At 65.8% G+C, this 13741-nt stretch carries 12 protein-coding genes and 3 pseudogenes; 7 read left to right on the plus strand and 8 right to left on the minus strand.

The features are described from left to right. Nucleotides 1-30: 30 nt before the first annotated feature. Complete coding sequence (locus tag F6X40_RS02855; protein WP_187626755.1) at nt 31-672, minus strand: VC0807 family protein; 642 nt, start codon at nt 670-672, stop codon at nt 31-33. Between the two features lie 189 nt (nt 673-861). Between F6X40_RS02855 and arfB the strand changes: the two genes are divergently transcribed. Further along, nucleotides 862-1266: an alternative ribosome rescue aminoacyl-tRNA hydrolase ArfB gene (arfB, locus tag F6X40_RS02860; protein ID WP_184029945.1), complete on the plus strand. Its 405-nt coding sequence runs from the start codon at nt 862-864 to the stop codon at nt 1264-1266. Nucleotides 1267-1278: 12 nt separating this feature from the next. Here the strand turns inward: arfB and F6X40_RS02865 are convergent, their stop codons facing one another. Beyond that, nucleotides 1279-2574: an EAL domain-containing protein gene (locus F6X40_RS02865; RefSeq protein ID WP_187626837.1), complete on the minus strand. Its 1296-nt coding sequence runs from the start codon at nt 2572-2574 to the stop codon at nt 1279-1281. 492 nt (nt 2575-3066) lie between these two features. Here F6X40_RS02865 and F6X40_RS02870 point away from each other — a divergent pair. Next, a pseudogene (locus F6X40_RS02870) lies at nt 3067-3225 on the plus strand (putative quinol monooxygenase); the annotation flags it as partial. 83 nt (nt 3226-3308) lie between these two features. On the opposite strand, the gene F6X40_RS02875 reads toward F6X40_RS02870, so the two are convergent. The 3 genes from F6X40_RS02875 to F6X40_RS02885 form a co-directional block, all read right to left on the minus strand. After that, nucleotides 3309-3566, minus strand: coding sequence for a DNA-binding protein (locus F6X40_RS02875; RefSeq protein ID WP_090804111.1), 258 nt, complete (start codon nt 3564-3566; stop codon nt 3309-3311). A gap of 235 nt (nt 3567-3801) precedes the next feature. Further along, a complete protein-coding gene (locus tag F6X40_RS02880) occupies nt 3802-4041 on the minus strand; it encodes a hypothetical protein (protein WP_187626756.1) in 240 nt (79 codons plus the stop codon). Between the two features lie 205 nt (nt 4042-4246). Further along, nucleotides 4247-4966, minus strand: coding sequence for a YdcF family protein (locus F6X40_RS02885; RefSeq protein WP_409259021.1), 720 nt, complete (start codon nt 4964-4966; stop codon nt 4247-4249). A gap of 265 nt (nt 4967-5231) precedes the next feature. Between F6X40_RS02885 and F6X40_RS02890 the strand changes: the two genes are divergently transcribed. Further along, entirely contained in the window at nt 5232-5555 is a 324-nt protein-coding gene (locus tag F6X40_RS02890) for a hypothetical protein (protein ID WP_187626757.1), read from the plus strand. 372 nt (nt 5556-5927) lie between these two features. Here F6X40_RS02890 and F6X40_RS02895 read toward each other — a convergent pair whose 3' ends face one another. Both F6X40_RS02895 and F6X40_RS02900 read right to left on the minus strand, forming a co-directional pair. Then, nucleotides 5928-6179, minus strand: a complete 252-nt coding sequence (locus F6X40_RS02895) for a hypothetical protein (protein WP_090804114.1) — start codon at nt 6177-6179, stop codon at nt 5928-5930. A gap of 335 nt (nt 6180-6514) precedes the next feature. Beyond that, nucleotides 6515-6910: pseudogene (locus F6X40_RS02900) on the minus strand (transposase); the annotation flags it as partial. A gap of 403 nt (nt 6911-7313) precedes the next feature. Between F6X40_RS02900 and F6X40_RS02905 the strand changes: the two are divergent. The 4 genes from F6X40_RS02905 to rluB all read left to right on the plus strand — a co-directional run bounded on the left by F6X40_RS02905 (nt 7314) and on the right by rluB (nt 12885). Continuing rightward, nucleotides 7314-8216, plus strand: a complete 903-nt coding sequence (locus F6X40_RS02905; protein ID WP_187626758.1) for a LysR family transcriptional regulator — start codon at nt 7314-7316, stop codon at nt 8214-8216. Between the two features lie 190 nt (nt 8217-8406). Next, nucleotides 8407-9627, plus strand: coding sequence for a pyridoxal phosphate-dependent aminotransferase (locus F6X40_RS02910; RefSeq protein WP_184071229.1), 1221 nt, complete (start codon nt 8407-8409; stop codon nt 9625-9627). Between the two features lie 375 nt (nt 9628-10002). After that, nucleotides 10003-11046, plus strand: coding sequence for an SMC-Scp complex subunit ScpB (gene scpB, locus F6X40_RS02915; protein ID WP_187626759.1), 1044 nt, complete (start codon nt 10003-10005; stop codon nt 11044-11046). A 63-nt stretch (nt 11047-11109) separates the two neighbouring features. Next, nucleotides 11110-12885: a 23S rRNA pseudouridine(2605) synthase RluB gene (gene rluB, locus F6X40_RS02920; protein ID WP_184071232.1), complete on the plus strand. Its 1776-nt coding sequence runs from the start codon at nt 11110-11112 to the stop codon at nt 12883-12885. Between the two features lie 301 nt (nt 12886-13186). Here the strand turns inward: rluB and F6X40_RS02925 are convergent. Beyond that, nucleotides 13187-13656, minus strand: a pseudogene (locus tag F6X40_RS02925) (transposase); the annotation flags it as partial. Between the last annotated feature and the right edge of the window lie 85 nt (nt 13657-13741).

The following is a 13741-nucleotide window of genomic DNA, read 5'->3' on the forward strand; positions in this document are numbered from 1 at the left end:
GAAGTGGCGGACTTGTGGTGCGAGCGGCGCTCAACCGGCAACCTCGCTCGCCCGCTCGATGGCCTCGACGCGGCTGCGCATCGTCCTGCGATACCACAGTGTCCACAGCGCGAGTCCCGCGTAGATGCCGTAGCCGATCAAGGGCGACACGACGAGGAAGCGTTCGATCGGCCACGTCAGCGCCATCCACGCGCGTAGCGCGGTTTCGGCGGTCAGCCCGATGCCCCACACGAGCGTCATGGTTCGCATCGCGGTGGCGAGACCGGGGCGCTCGCGCCATAGCGCCTCGAAATGCGCGGCGCCGCCTTCCATTTCGCGCGCGACCGTCGCGCGCGCGAGGTAGAAGATCAGAGGACGACGCATCGGCAGTGACAGCAGGAACACGACGCCGACCGCGCCGGACACCAGCGACTCGCGCAACAGCAGCATGCGCGGACTGCCCCCGAGCGCCATGGCCGCGACCGACAGCACGATGCCCGCCACCACCATCACGCTGAGCGCATCGACGCGCCTGAAGCGCGCGAGCTCGATCGCGCTCCACACGAGCGGCGGCACGGCGGACGCGATTAGCGCGCCGGTCTCGCCGACCCGCGGCAACGCGAGCCGGTAAGCAAGCCACGGCAGCAGAAAGTTGACGGCCAGTTCGAGCACGAAACCGGGACGGATTTTCATATGAATTTACGCCGTAAGCGAAAGAACCAGTATCGATGAACCGGTCGGGCCGACGCAAATGGTTTTTTTCGTAGCGTTCGCGAGCCGGTGCCGCCGGGCGCCGCACCGGGCGCTCCGCCGCCTTCCCGCGAGTTCGGGCATCTCGCGTCGAGCGCTTGTACACTGACGCATCTTCCTTGCCGACCACCCATGACATCCCGCTATCCGGTCCCGCCCAACGAAATCGAATTGACCGCCGTGCGCGCGCAGGGGGCGGGTGGTCAGAACGTCAACAAGGTGTCGAGCGCGATCCATCTGCGTTTCGACGTGCGTGCCTCGTCGCTGCCGGAAGTGCTGAAGATGCGTCTGCTCGCGCTGTCCGACCACCGGCTCACACGCGACGGCGTCGTGATCATCAAGGCGCAGGAGCATCGGACCCAGGAGATGAACCGCGCGGCGGCGCTCGCGCGGCTCGATGAACTGATCGAAAGCGTCAGCGTGACCCGCAAGCATCGGGTCGCGACGCGGCCGACCCGCGCGTCGAACCTGCGGCGGCTCGACAGCAAGACCAGGCGCAGTGAGGTCAAGTCGGGGCGCGGCCGCGTGCACGAGTAGCGGCGTGGGTCGCTAACGCCCGGCGCCGCGTCTGCCGGTGCGCACATCCGGCGGCGACGCCTCCGGCACGAAGTCGACGCACAGCACGTGCGTGCCGTCGCGCTCGAACGCGATCGCCGCGGTGTAGCAGTCCTGACCATCGGCGAGCGAATAATGCGGCCCCATCATCGCGACGCGGCCCGGCGCCGCGAGCGCGTGCCGGAAATACGCGCGACGCGACCAGTTGCTGCGCGTCTCCGTATAGAGCGGCGCGAGCCGCTTCGGAGGCGGCGGGACCGACGCCGCCGTCACCGAAGGCTGGGTCTGCTCGCCCAGGCCGTCGGTGAGGAACACGCGGCGCGCTTCGGGCAGATGCCAGACCTTTTGCGCGGCCTGTTCGAGGTCACCGGTCGCCTTGTAGGTGTCGGCGGCGGCCAGCACCGCTTCCGCGAAGCCCTCGAACCCGAGCCGCTGGTGGCCGGCGTGCGCACGCTCGTATTCGGCGAACTTGCTCCAGATCGACGCGACGAGCGCAGGCACCTTCGTGCAGGCGGCCAGCACGCTGCTCTTTGGCTGACCGAACCAGAACCCCTGCACGAAATCGACGTCGGCCTGCATCAGGATCATCAGCTCTTCATCGGTTTCGACGCCTTCGGCGAGCACGAGCGTGCCCGACTGATGGAGCATCGCGATCAGATGGCTGATCATCGATTCGTCGCCCTCGCGCTTGCCCGCGCGCGCGACGAGCGAGCGGTCGAGTTTGACGATGTCGGGGCGGAAGCGCCACACGCGATCGAAGTTCGAGAAGCCGGTGCCGAAGTCGTCGATCGCGATCAGAAAATCGCGCGGCTGCGAGGCGGCGAGCATGCTGGCGACGGCGGATTCATCGTCAGCGGGCTGCTCGAGCACTTCGATCACGATGCGCTCCTGCGGCAGCCCGAAATGCGCGGACAACTCGTCGATGAAAGCGCGCTGCGGCCAGCCGGTTTCGAACACCTGTGGGCGCGTGTTCAGAAACAGCCACCCGGTGCTGATGCCTTGCTCCATGAAGTTCGCCACATGCAGGCAGCGCGCGATGCGATCGAGTTCGCGCGCTTCGGCGGCCGAGCGCGTGCCCGAGAACAATACTTCGGGCGAGACGGGCAGACCGACGGGATCGAACGCGCGCAACAGCCCCTCGTAGCCGACCACGCACTGATGCGTGACCGACAGCACCGGCTGGAACACGCTGTGCAATGTCAACGCGCGCCAGGTCGCGGTCCAGCCCGACTCGTCGCGGACCAGGTGCGGGAGCAGGCCGCTCACGGTCAATTCGCTGACGGATGGCATAGAAGCGGGCATGAAAGCTGACATGGGATCGTTGCGGCAAGGGAATGAAGGGGCACGCAAACCCGTTCGGCGCGTAGCGCTCGCACACCCGAAGCGCCGCCGGAACGAAACGAATGCGTCCCGCGAACACGGAGGGCGGTACCAGCCACGCTGGACTCCGGCGAATTGGTCAAAATGAGTCTAGCAGTTTGCAGCGCGCGACAATGTGCGGGTTATCACAAACGCATGGGCGCGAAAATTGTCTGCAAAACGGCTGCCTACGGCCGCGCGGCAATCCGTTGCGGTCATGCGCCGGAGCGTCCCGCGCGCTTGCCACGCGCGAAACCGATTCTCAATCGCAATGAGTTACCGTACCACGCCGAGGGTAGCAGGGCGCCCAGTGGTCGCCCGCCAAACTCCAGGCCGACGGTGCTCACATGCTAGTGCCGCTGTAGGCGCTGATGCGGCCATTCGGGCGGCGGGCGTGGCACGGCTCTGCCGGGCGGATTCTGGCGCGACGTGCAGGAGCCGCGCCGGTTCGTGTTCACCGAGCGGTGGGAAAGCCAGGATGCGCTCGCGGCGCATGCGAAATCCGCGCATATCCAGGCTTATAAGAAGGCGGCCGCGGATTGGATCGAGCACGCGGAGATTCGCGTGGTGTCGAAGATCGCCTGGATTCGGGCGCGGGCGTCAGCGGCGCGCGGACACGCTGGACAGGTGGGGCGGCCCTGAGGCCGCCGGCGCGCCGTCAGCGATCAGTGGGTTGCTTGCGGGACATCGAGAATCAGGATGATGGTCCAGTCGGCGTCGCCGTCATGGTGATACTGGCGCTCCGCGACAATGAACGGCTCCTGCTTGCCAGCCGGGCCGAGAAACAGCACGTCGCCTTCCATCGGCAGGCATTCGACGGGCGGCAGCGCGAGGTACGCTTCCTGACCGCCACGCGGCATCAGTTTTTCGATCTTGCGAGATGCTGCTTCGGTCCATTCGATATCAAGCTGGATGTTGCTCATGCTGTCCTCCGCACCAGGGTGCGCACGGGTTAGGGGATGCCGGCGGCTCGCCGGTCGGTGCGCGACTTTAGCATACAGAGAGCAGAGCGCCGGCGGCTTGCCAAGCCGGTGCGCGCTCGGAGTGCCTTGCCAGCAGCGAGCGGGTCGCACAAATAAAAAAAGCCGAATCCGGCGCTGCCAGCTTCGGCTTTTTCACCTTCACGACGAGGCCGCGAGGCGAGATCCGCGAAGTCGTTCAGGTGCCCGACGCGTCGGCACCCTTCTTCGGATGATGCGGAGCCATCTTGTGATGCTTGGCCGGCGTGGCCGGTGCGCTTCCCATCGACTGCTCGCGGTTTTGCAAATCTTGCGCACGCTGCTCGACGTCGGCGGCCTTCGCCGGATCGGTGCTCGTCGTGATGCCGTTGTCCTGCGCGTGAGCCGCGCCGGCTGCGGCACACAAGGAAACCAGGATCGCCATGGACACTTTCTTCATCGTTACCTCCGTAGAATGGTGGTGGACCCGAGTATTGCCTGTCCAGTGGGAAAGACAATGCATTCTATCGAGCAAACTCTTCTCCAGCCGATGGCTTTGTAACCGTGCTCAACACTTGTTACGTTTTGTAATAGCTCGAGGCTGGTTGAATAAACCGCGACGTCCTCGAGTGCGAGTGCGAGAGCGGAGCGGCCTACATCGTTCGTCAGAACCAGCCGATCGCGCGATACAGGTGAAATTGCGCGAGGCCGATTAGCTCATGCAACGCTATCTCCGCGGCCACGAGATTGGCGAAGCGCGGCAGCACGCCGATCCGCGCGCGCCGCGCGCTCGAAATCTGCGGCTGCGGCTCGACGCCGAAGCGCTGAAAATCGAGCAGCGCACGCGGCATGTGATACGCGGAGGTGACGAGTATCAACGTGTCGTAATGTGATTGACCGACAATAACCGAGACGTTGCGCGCGTTCTCATAGGTCGTGCGGCTGCTTCGCTCGAGCACGATGTCCGAGCGCGCCACCTGCTGACGCAGCAGATAGGGCAGGTAGGTGTCGGCTTCGGTCGCGCTATGCCGCTGCGGATTGCCGCCGCTGACGATCACCCGGCACGTGCTCGCCGTGCGCTTGCAGGCCGCGTAGTTCTGCGCGCTGACCTCGATGCGCGAGAGTACGTCGCGCGGTGGCACCAGCACGTGGTCGTGGTCGTAGACCGTGCCGCCGCCGAGCAGGATGATCGCGGTGCGTGGCGCAAAGGTGGCGGCCGTGGCGCTCTGTCGTTGCGGCTGCGCCAGATCGAGCAGTGGCGCGGTCAGCCAGCCGGCCGCGAGCAGCCAGAACAGCGCGATCATGCAGACGATGAGCGGCCGGCGCGCACGTTTCCATAGCACGATTGCTGCAAAAAAAAGCGCTAATAAAGTGAATAGAATCAATTTAAATGGGGTAACGTATGTCTTTCGGGACAAATCCACGGGCCTGCCATCGCGCCGCGGCGGTTGCATCGTCGGTTCATGGAGAGAACGCTAACATGCCGTTCTGACGGGGGTTCCGAAAACGAGACCAGGCAGCACCTGGCGGAAATCCGCCGTCAGACAGGCGGCGAGCTTCCGACCAGGAGCGGGTGCTACGCGCGTCGCCGGTGGCGCAGTGACGCGTGGGCATGAATGTGTCATAGCTGCACTTTAAGAAAGAAGTGAGATGACCACGTATTCCAACGAAGCGGTACTTGAAGGGCTGCGGCGAGCGCAATATCGTCAGGTTCCCTGGGCCAGAAGGCCGGGTGTCTTCCAATATCTTCGCGCGCTGGGGCTGATGGACACCGTTCGTCAGCGAACCGTCGCACCGGCGCCAGGCTTTCATGCTCCCGTCGACATCGCGGTGCTCACCGAACGCGGCAAAGCGGAGTTTGCGCGGCTCGAGCACGACGAGCGTCTGCTCACATGGACAGCGCAACGCATGAACGATTATGTTCTCGGCGCGGCCGAACCGCAGTCCGCCGCGACAGCCGAAGTCAGATCTTAGCTCAAGGTTCATCGCTTATCTGAACTGAGTCACTGTCCGCCCGGGCCTGTCACCCCCTCGGCGGGCCGTCGCTGACGTCGACCGGTCGCCGTGCGCGTCCGGGGGCGAATCTCCGTTTCCCATCGACAAGGCGGCGACGCGATCCGCGCAGGTCGTTGCCGTTGCGCGCCTTTCATGCCATCAACGCCTCGAGGGCGAAAAAAAGCCCGTATCACGAAGATACGGGCATACCGGAATTACTACTGCCACGCTGTGCTAATGGCGTTAGTCAGACTGGTGCCGCGTCCGGTGGTTCCCCGATCGTAAGTGCGCAATGCAAGATACTGGGCGACCGCGTCGCGCCACGCGCCGTCCGAGCGGCGACTCAGCAAATCATCGCCGCCGCTGATCCTCACGCGGCGCATCGGGCCGTGCCCGCACATTGCTGGCGATATCGCCGCGCAGATCGCCACGCGGCGTCGGCGGCGTGAAGTCGCGATTATGGGCCTCGCTCTGCTGCCACGCTTCCAGCGTGGCTTGGCGGTCCGGGCGCCAGTTCCACCCTTGCGGGCGTTGTTGCGCAATTGCGGGCGCGGCCATCGATGAAATCACAATGCCGCACAACACCAGTGACATTGGTTTCATTCCGAAATCCCCCTCAACCTCGAGCCCCTCGACTCAAGGCCTGTTTGCATAAGTATTAACGTATGCCGGGGGACGAAAGCACGTTGTAATTAATAGTAAATGGATGTTTCACCCGGAGCTATCGGGTAGTTTGGCAGTCTGAGGCAGCGCGCAAGGAGCGCTGTGGCGGTCGTGCGGGAGGCGCGACGAAAGGGGCGCGCGAAGCGGAGAAGACAGCGTCTCGCGGCGACCGTCAAATGCTGGCGGCTCGTGGGCGCGCACGCAATCGTGGAAAAGTCGGCTGGATAAAAAACCGGGCGCCTACAGGCGCCCGGTGACCGCGTAGTTTCGCGTCAGGCCATCTTGACCGGCGCGCGCCACGATTCCGGATTGGTCCAGAACGCGCCGCGTAGGCGGTCGCGGCTCGGCGGTGCCGGCGGTTTCGCGGCCGTTGCGCCGATCCGGCCGCGCAGCGAGATTTCGCGGCCGCTCGTGCCAAGCCGTTTCACAATTTCAGCGAGCGTGCCATCGGCTTGCCACTCGTCGAAGCGCCGGCGGCAAGTCGGGGGGGACGGGTAGCGGCCCGGCAACTTGGACCAGCCTTCGCCTGTCGACAACACCCAAAGCACGGCGTTGACCACCGCCCGAGCTTCCACGCGCGGTCGACCGCGCCGTTCGCTGCGCGCCGGCTCGGCGCAGAACAAAGCCTCGACCAGCGCCCACTCGTTATCTCTCAAATCGTCGAACAGCATCATGTTTCACCTCAGCGAAGCTAACTCCGGTGCGCTGCCCCGCGCCGCGCACTCTTCACGCACTCGATAGGCGAGTGCCAAAGGGGACGGGCTTGCCACGGATTGCCGTCGGAAATCATGGCGCCCTCCCTGTGCGTTTCACAACGCACGAAGTGTGCCAATCTGCTGCCGATTGCCTGAAAGCCCCGTGGCGGCGGGCCAACGCGGGCGCCAACCAGGGCCGTATAAGAATCCAAAAAACCCATCTCGCAAATCGGGACAATCACCAATCTGGGGCAGAAAAGCCCGGCCGGCGTGCGTTCGCGCTTTTTTGCTGCATTGCAGCGGCCGCGTGGACGGTGCTATGCCGCATGTATTTGGTCGTACAATGCGCATCAAGCTGCGCTATTGATGAGGTGAACAAATGAATGTGACGCTGCGACAGCTCAGGGTTTTCATCGAGGTGGCGCGCTTGCAAAGCTTCAGTCGGGCCGGCGACGAGATCGGCCTCACGCAGTCGGCGGTCAGTCGCTGCGTACGCGAGCTCGAAAGCGAGATCGGCCTGAAGCTCATCGATCGCACGACGCGCGAAGTGCAACTAACCGACGTAGGCGGCAACCTCGTGGCGAGTGTGTCGCGACTGCTGGGGGATCTCGACGACGCGTTGCGCGAGATCCGCGAAATCGGCGAGCAGCGCCGCGGACGCGTGGTGGTCGCGGCGAGCCCGACCGTCGCGTGCCGGCTGATGCCGCGCGTAGTCGCGTCGTGCGGACAGCAGTTTCCTTATGTGACGCTTGGGCTGCGCGACGACGTGCAAAGCGACGTAGTGCGCAAGGTGAAGTCGGGTGAAGTGGACTTCGGCGTGATCATCGGCCCGTTCTCCGACGGCGATCTGCTCAGCGAGACGCTGATGACGGACTCGTTCTGCATCGTGTCGCGTGACGATCACCGGCTCGCCGCGCGCAAACAGGTTACGTGGAAGGACCTCGACGGCGAGCAACTCGTGATGCTCGATTATGCGTCCGGCAGCCGCCCCCTCATCGATGCCGTGATGCAGGCGCAGGGCGTGAACGCCACCGTGGTGCAGGAACTCGGCCATTCGGCGACGGTGTTCGGGCTCGTCGAGGCGGGCGTCGGGATCAGCGTGCTGCCGTGGCTCGCGCTGCCGCTGCCGGCGGGGGCGTCGCTGGTCGCGCGTCCGCTGGTGCCGCGCGCGGAACGCCTCGTCGAACTGGTGCGGCGGCGCGACCGGTCGCTGTCGCCCGCGGCCGAGGCGGTGTGGAATCTGATCCGCCAGTTGCCGGGCCGGGCCGAGGAGTTGAATTAACGGGCGGGATCGCCTGCGATCCGTTCGACTGGTGGATTGGCGCCGGGCGCGGCCCGCCGCCCACACGCCGCCTACCGCTACTCGCTGCGCCGCTGTCCGGTTACCCGGCGCGCTAAACTACCATCTTCATCGCGCACGCCTTCGCGGTTGCGCTTCGAGCCTCTTATCCTTCACCCACCCGGAAGCCTCGATGAGCGAATTGGACCTGCCCGTGCCCTCCATCCCGAATGCGCGCGACGCCGTACGCGCGCTGCGTCCATCGCAAATCCGTGAAGTCGCGAACGCCGGTTTCGGCGTCGACGACGTGCTGCCGTTCTGGTTCGGCGAGTCCGATCGCGTCACACCCGCATTCATTCGCGACGCCGCGAGCGCCGCGCTCGCCGCCGGCGCGACGTTTTACACGCACAATCTCGGCATCGCGCCATTGCGCGCGGCACTTGCGGGCTACGTCAGCGAGTTGCACGGGGCGACGTCGCCCGAGCACGTCGCGGTCACGAGCGCGGGCGTCAACGCGCTGATGCTCGCCGCGCAGCTGGTGGTCGGCGGCGGCGACCGCGTCGTCGCGGTGACGCCGCTATGGCCGAATCTGGTCGAAATCCCGAAGATTCTCGGCGCGCATGTCGAAACCGTCGCGCTCGGCTACGGCGAACGCGGCTGGGAGCTCGACGTCGGGCGATTGCTGAGCGCGCTGACGCCTGACACGAAGATGCTGATGATCAACTCGCCGAACAACCCGACCGGCTGGGTGATGAGTCGCGACGACCAGCGCAGCGTGCTCGAACACTGCCGGCGGCACGGCATCTGGATCGTCGCGGACGAGGTCTATGAGCGGCTCTACTATCCCGGCGATGACGCCGCCCAGGCGGCCGGTGTGCGCACCGCGCCATCGTTTCTCGACCTCGCGACACGCGGCGAACGCGTGATCTGCGTGAATTCGTTCTCGAAAGCCTGGCTGATGACGGGGTGGCGGCTCGGCTGGATCGTCGCGCCGACCGCGTTGATGGACGACCTGGCGAAGCTGGTCGAGTACAACACGTCGTGCGCACCGTCGTTCGTGCAGCAGGCGGGCATCGCGGCGCTCGAGCAGGGCGAGCGTTTTACGCAGCAGCTGGTGCGCGACCTGAGGACGTCGCGCGATCATCTGGTGCGCGCGCTGTCGGCGGTTCCCGGCGTCGATGTGAAGGCCCCGCTGGGCGCGATGTATCTGTTCTTCTCGATGCCGGGCTCGACGCGCAGTCTCGATTTGTGCAAGGCGATGGTGCGGGAGGTCGGGCTCGGCGTGGCACCGGGCAGCGCGTTCGGGCCGCAGGGCGAGGGGTTCGTGCGCTGGTGCTATGCGTGCGATACGGTGCGGCTCGATGCCGGCGTCGAGCGCTTGACGCGGTTTCTGGCGCGCCACGCCGGGGCCTGATCATGCGGCCTCGTACGCCCCCCGCGCTTCGTGTTGACGCACCGCGAGCGGCGAAAAGCCGCGAATCGTGAGAATCTTCTTGCTGTCGACTCGACCCGGGCGGGCGCGGCTACACCGGTCGGCGCCGCAGCAGAAGATGCACGGCAGATCGCGGCTTTACGCCCCGGTCGTTTTTGCGTAATATGGCGCTCAGTCACGCGATTCCTTTCAGGAATTTCGCCGCTCCGTCCGGCTGGGTCTGGCTCGATAAGTCTGTTCGCCACCCCCCGGTGCGTGCTCCCATCAATATGACCGATCAGAATCGGGCGAGCGCGTCTTCAGTTCCACATCGTCTGTTTGATCCGGTTCTTTGACCACAGGGTCTGACCTAGCTGCATGAATACCCAAGAGGCGAAGATCGTCCTCGAGACTGCCTTGATCTGCGCGCAGGAGCCGTTAAAGCTCGGCGAGTTGCGCAAGCTCTTTGCCGACGGCGTGTCGGCGGACACTGTTCGGACCTTGCTCGAAGACCTGAAGCGGGACTGGTCTGGGCGCGGTGTGGAGCTGGTCGGGCTGGCATCGGGCTGGCGGTTTCAAAGCAAGCCCGCGATGCGTTCGTACCTGGATCGGTTGCATCCGGAAAAACCGCCGAAATATTCGCGCGCGGTGCTCGAAACGCTCGCGATCATTGCCTACCGGCAACCGGTGACACGGGGCGATATCGAAGAAATTCGCGGTGTGACGGTGAATACGCAGGTCGTCAAGCAGCTCGAGGATCGCGGCTGGATCGAGGTGATCGGTCATCGCGACGTGCCGGGGCGTCCGGCGCTGTATGCGACCACGCGCCAGTTCCTCGATGACCTTGGTCTAACGGCGCTTGACGAGTTGCCTCCGCTTGCCGATCCGTCCGCACAACTGAACGCGGATCTGCTGGGTCAGCATGCGATCGAGTTTGCCGAGGGCGACGCGCAAAGCATGCAGCAGCCGGTGCAGGATGCCGGGCACGACATCGCGGGTGAGGCTGGCGAGCCGGCTCCGCCGGAAGCGGCGCAGCACGCCGCGTCGGGATTTGAAGCAGCGCCTCCCGAGACGGTAGCCGAGTCGACGCTCGAACCGGAGCCCCCCGCGGAAGCGACCGGGCAGGCCGGCACGACGAATGCGTCAGACGCGTCGAGCGCGCCGCACGACACGCAACAACAGCCCGAACCGGCACCCGCGGCAGCGCATGCCAGCGTCGCCGGCTCGGCACAGCATTACGATCCGGTCGCCCAGACCGATCCGGCAACACCCGCGCACGGCTCGGGCGTAGCTCGCAATACGGAGCACGCTGCCGAGCCGAATCCGATCGAGGCGGCGCACGGCGATCCCGAGGATCGCCGCGATGCCGCGCAGGACGCAGGTTTTCTGACCGACGACGAAACCGAGTCGCGCAGCGCCTGACGTAACCGAACTTTTTTGCCGCGCCCGCAACGGGCGCGCGCGACCTGACATTTTGAGGTTGTTTTGACACATACCCACGACACCGATTCGTCCGAATCCGAGCGCCCCGTGCCGTCGGCGCGGACCGACGAACGCACTACGCAAGCGGCGGCAGGCGAGGGCGAGCGCCCGGCTCATGGCCCGGAAGCAGAGGGCGAAGAGCGCCCCCGCCGCGGTCTGCGTCGCGGGCCGCGCAGCCTGATCGCGCGACGCCGCGCCGGCGCGAAGACGAAGGCAGCCGAGGGCGCGCCCGCGCAAGGCGCGCCGGTCGTCGCCGAAACGCCGCCGGACGGCGAGGTCGTCGCCCAGGTGCGCACGCCGCGCAAGGACGCGGGCGCGAAACAGGGCGGGCGTCGTAACGCTGGCGGTGCGAAGCGCGAGGGCGTATCACGCGAAGACCAGCGCGAACGTCAGCCGCGCGAAGGTCAACGTGAGGGCCAGCGCCAGAATCGCCGCGGCGCCGATGCGGCCGCGGAGTCAGCTCAGGACGATCTGTTCTCATACGTGACGTCGCCCGCATTCGATGCCGACAACACCACGACTGGCGGCGTACGCGCGCCGATGCTGCGCCGTGGCCAGGCAGCGGGCCCGAAGCGCGTGCTGTCGCCCGATGACGACGCGCCGAAGCTGCACAAGGTGCTCGCCGAGGCGGGCATGGGCTCGCGCCGCGACATGGAAGAGCTGATCATCGCCGGCCGCGTGTCGGTGAACGGCGAACCGGCGCACATCGGCCAGCGCATCATGCCGACCGACCAGGTCCGCATCAACGGCAAGCCGGTCAAGCGCAGGCTCGCCAGCAAGCCGCCGCGCGTGCTGCTGTACCACAAACCGACCGGCGAAATCGTCAGCCACGCGGACCCGGAAGGCCGTCCATCGGTGTTCGACAAGCTGCCACCGATGAAAACCGCCAAGTGGGTCGCGGTCGGGCGTCTCGACTTCAACACCGAAGGTCTTCTGATGCTGACCACCTCGGGCGATCTCGCGAACCGGTTCATGCATCCGCGTTATAGCGTCGAGCGCGAATACGCGGTGCGTGTCGTCGGCGAACTCGCCGAGGGTATGCGTCAGAAGCTGCTAAACGGCGTCGAACTCGAGGACGGCCCGGCGAATTTCTTGCGCATCCGCGACGGCGGCGGCGAAGGCACGAATCACTGGTACCACGTCGCGCTCGCCGAAGGGCGGAATCGCGAAGTACGCCGCATGTTCGAAGCGGCCGGCCTGATGGTCAGCCGGCTGATCCGTACGCGCCACGGCCCGATCTCCCTGCCGCGTGGTCTGAAGCGCGGCCGCTGGGAAGAACTCGAGGACAATCAGGTGCGCGCACTGATGGCATCGGTCGGCCTGAAGGCGCCGGCTGAGGAGCGCGGTAGCCGCAATGCGGCGCCGGAGCGTCGTCAGCCGGATCCGATGCAGACGTCGATGGGCTTTATCAACCGCGAGCCGGTGTTAATGTCGCACAGCCGCTTCGAGCAGCAGCCGCGCGGACAGGGTCGCCGTGGCGCGGCGGGCGGTGGCTTCGGCGCGGGCATGGGGGGCGGCACTGGTTCCGGTGTCGGTGTGGGCAATCGCGGCGCCGGGGGGCAGCGCGGCCGCGACGTCGACGGCAACCGCGCGTCGTCGCCCAACGGCAACCGTGCGCGCACTGGCGGCAAGCGTGCCGGCGCGTCCGGCGACAGCGGCGGCAATCGCGGGCCGGGCGGCAATCGTGGCGGCAACGCCAACCGTGCCGGCGGCAACGCGGGTTCGGGCGGCGCGAATCGTGGCGGCGGCACGGCGCGCGGTCGCTCGCGCGGCCGTTGAGCGGGGCGCTGTACCGCGTTTGAGGGGTGGCCGTTGAACGGCCATACCCTTTGGTGCAGTTCGCATGACCTGCCAGGCTGATATGCTCCCGGTGTCAATCGGGATCGGGCTTTTAGTTTCTCGAATTCATGTTGCCGGAATTTCCTCAGGGCGGCGTAGCAGTACATTTCGGCGGTGGATCAAGCTGATATCCGCGGGTTGGGTACCGCACTACAGATGTCCGCCCAATGAGCCTGCCGCTATCTGGAACCGCAAGTCGGATGCAGTAGTCCGTTGCGTAGCCTGGTCGCGGCTTACTCGTCCCAAGCGAGAGTAGAAAGGCCTTCACGCGTTGCCGTGCGCGCTTCAGGTCGTCTTTGGCGCCACCCACGTCCGTGCCAGATCGCGGAACGCTTCGTCGTCGTCGCTCGGCACGTACACCGCGGAGAGGTCACCGGCGCGCAAAGACCGCACAAGCTTGATCGCATCACGCCGCTCAGTCTTGACCCGTTCACCCGGTTTTTTCGGAATCGGCGATCGGGCGCACACGATGCACCCGAATCCCTTCTGCACGGACTGCCGGTAAAGTCCGTAGCCGCATGGACCGGCCTCGCAGACAACGCAGATGTGCCGCACATTCGACTGCAGGCGCCTGCACAGGTGATCGATATCAGTCTGCGTCATACCGATCTTGCCCAGCAGTTCGACTTCGCCCGAGCCCGGCGCATACGCGACTGTGATCGAGTCCTTGTGTACATCGAGACGGACGCACAGCGTGCTGTCGTCTTCCATGCTGGCCTCCGTGCCGGAAATCGCCGGGAGCGGCCGTGTCCGCACTGTGCTGCTCTGGCTGCAATGCTAACCCGCGCTTGATTCC

The sequence above is a fragment of the Paraburkholderia sp. UCT31 genome (assembly GCF_014397655.1).
GTDB lineage: Bacteria > Pseudomonadota > Gammaproteobacteria > Burkholderiales > Burkholderiaceae > Paraburkholderia > Paraburkholderia tuberum.

Coding starts and splice junctions, on each gene's coding strand:
- F6X40_RS02855 (WP_187626755.1), bottom strand. CDS start 672: ATGAAAATCCGTCCCGGTTTCGTGCTCGAACTGGCCGTCAACTTTCTG.
- arfB (WP_184029945.1), top strand. CDS start 862: ATGACATCCCGCTATCCGGTCCCGCCCAACGAAATCGAATTGACCGCC.
- F6X40_RS02865 (WP_187626837.1), bottom strand. CDS start 2,574: ATGCCATCCGTCAGCGAATTGACCGTGAGCGGCCTGCTCCCGCACCTG.
- F6X40_RS02875 (WP_090804111.1), bottom strand. CDS start 3,566: ATGAGCAACATCCAGCTTGATATCGAATGGACCGAAGCAGCATCTCGC.
- F6X40_RS02880 (WP_187626756.1), bottom strand. CDS start 4,041: ATGAAGAAAGTGTCCATGGCGATCCTGGTTTCCTTGTGTGCCGCAGCC.
- F6X40_RS02890 (WP_187626757.1), top strand. CDS start 5,232: ATGACCACGTATTCCAACGAAGCGGTACTTGAAGGGCTGCGGCGAGCG.
- F6X40_RS02895 (WP_090804114.1), bottom strand. CDS start 6,179: ATGAAACCAATGTCACTGGTGTTGTGCGGCATTGTGATTTCATCGATG.
- F6X40_RS02905 (WP_187626758.1), top strand. CDS start 7,314: ATGAATGTGACGCTGCGACAGCTCAGGGTTTTCATCGAGGTGGCGCGC.
- F6X40_RS02910 (WP_184071229.1), top strand. CDS start 8,407: ATGAGCGAATTGGACCTGCCCGTGCCCTCCATCCCGAATGCGCGCGAC.
- scpB (WP_187626759.1), top strand. CDS start 10,003: ATGAATACCCAAGAGGCGAAGATCGTCCTCGAGACTGCCTTGATCTGC.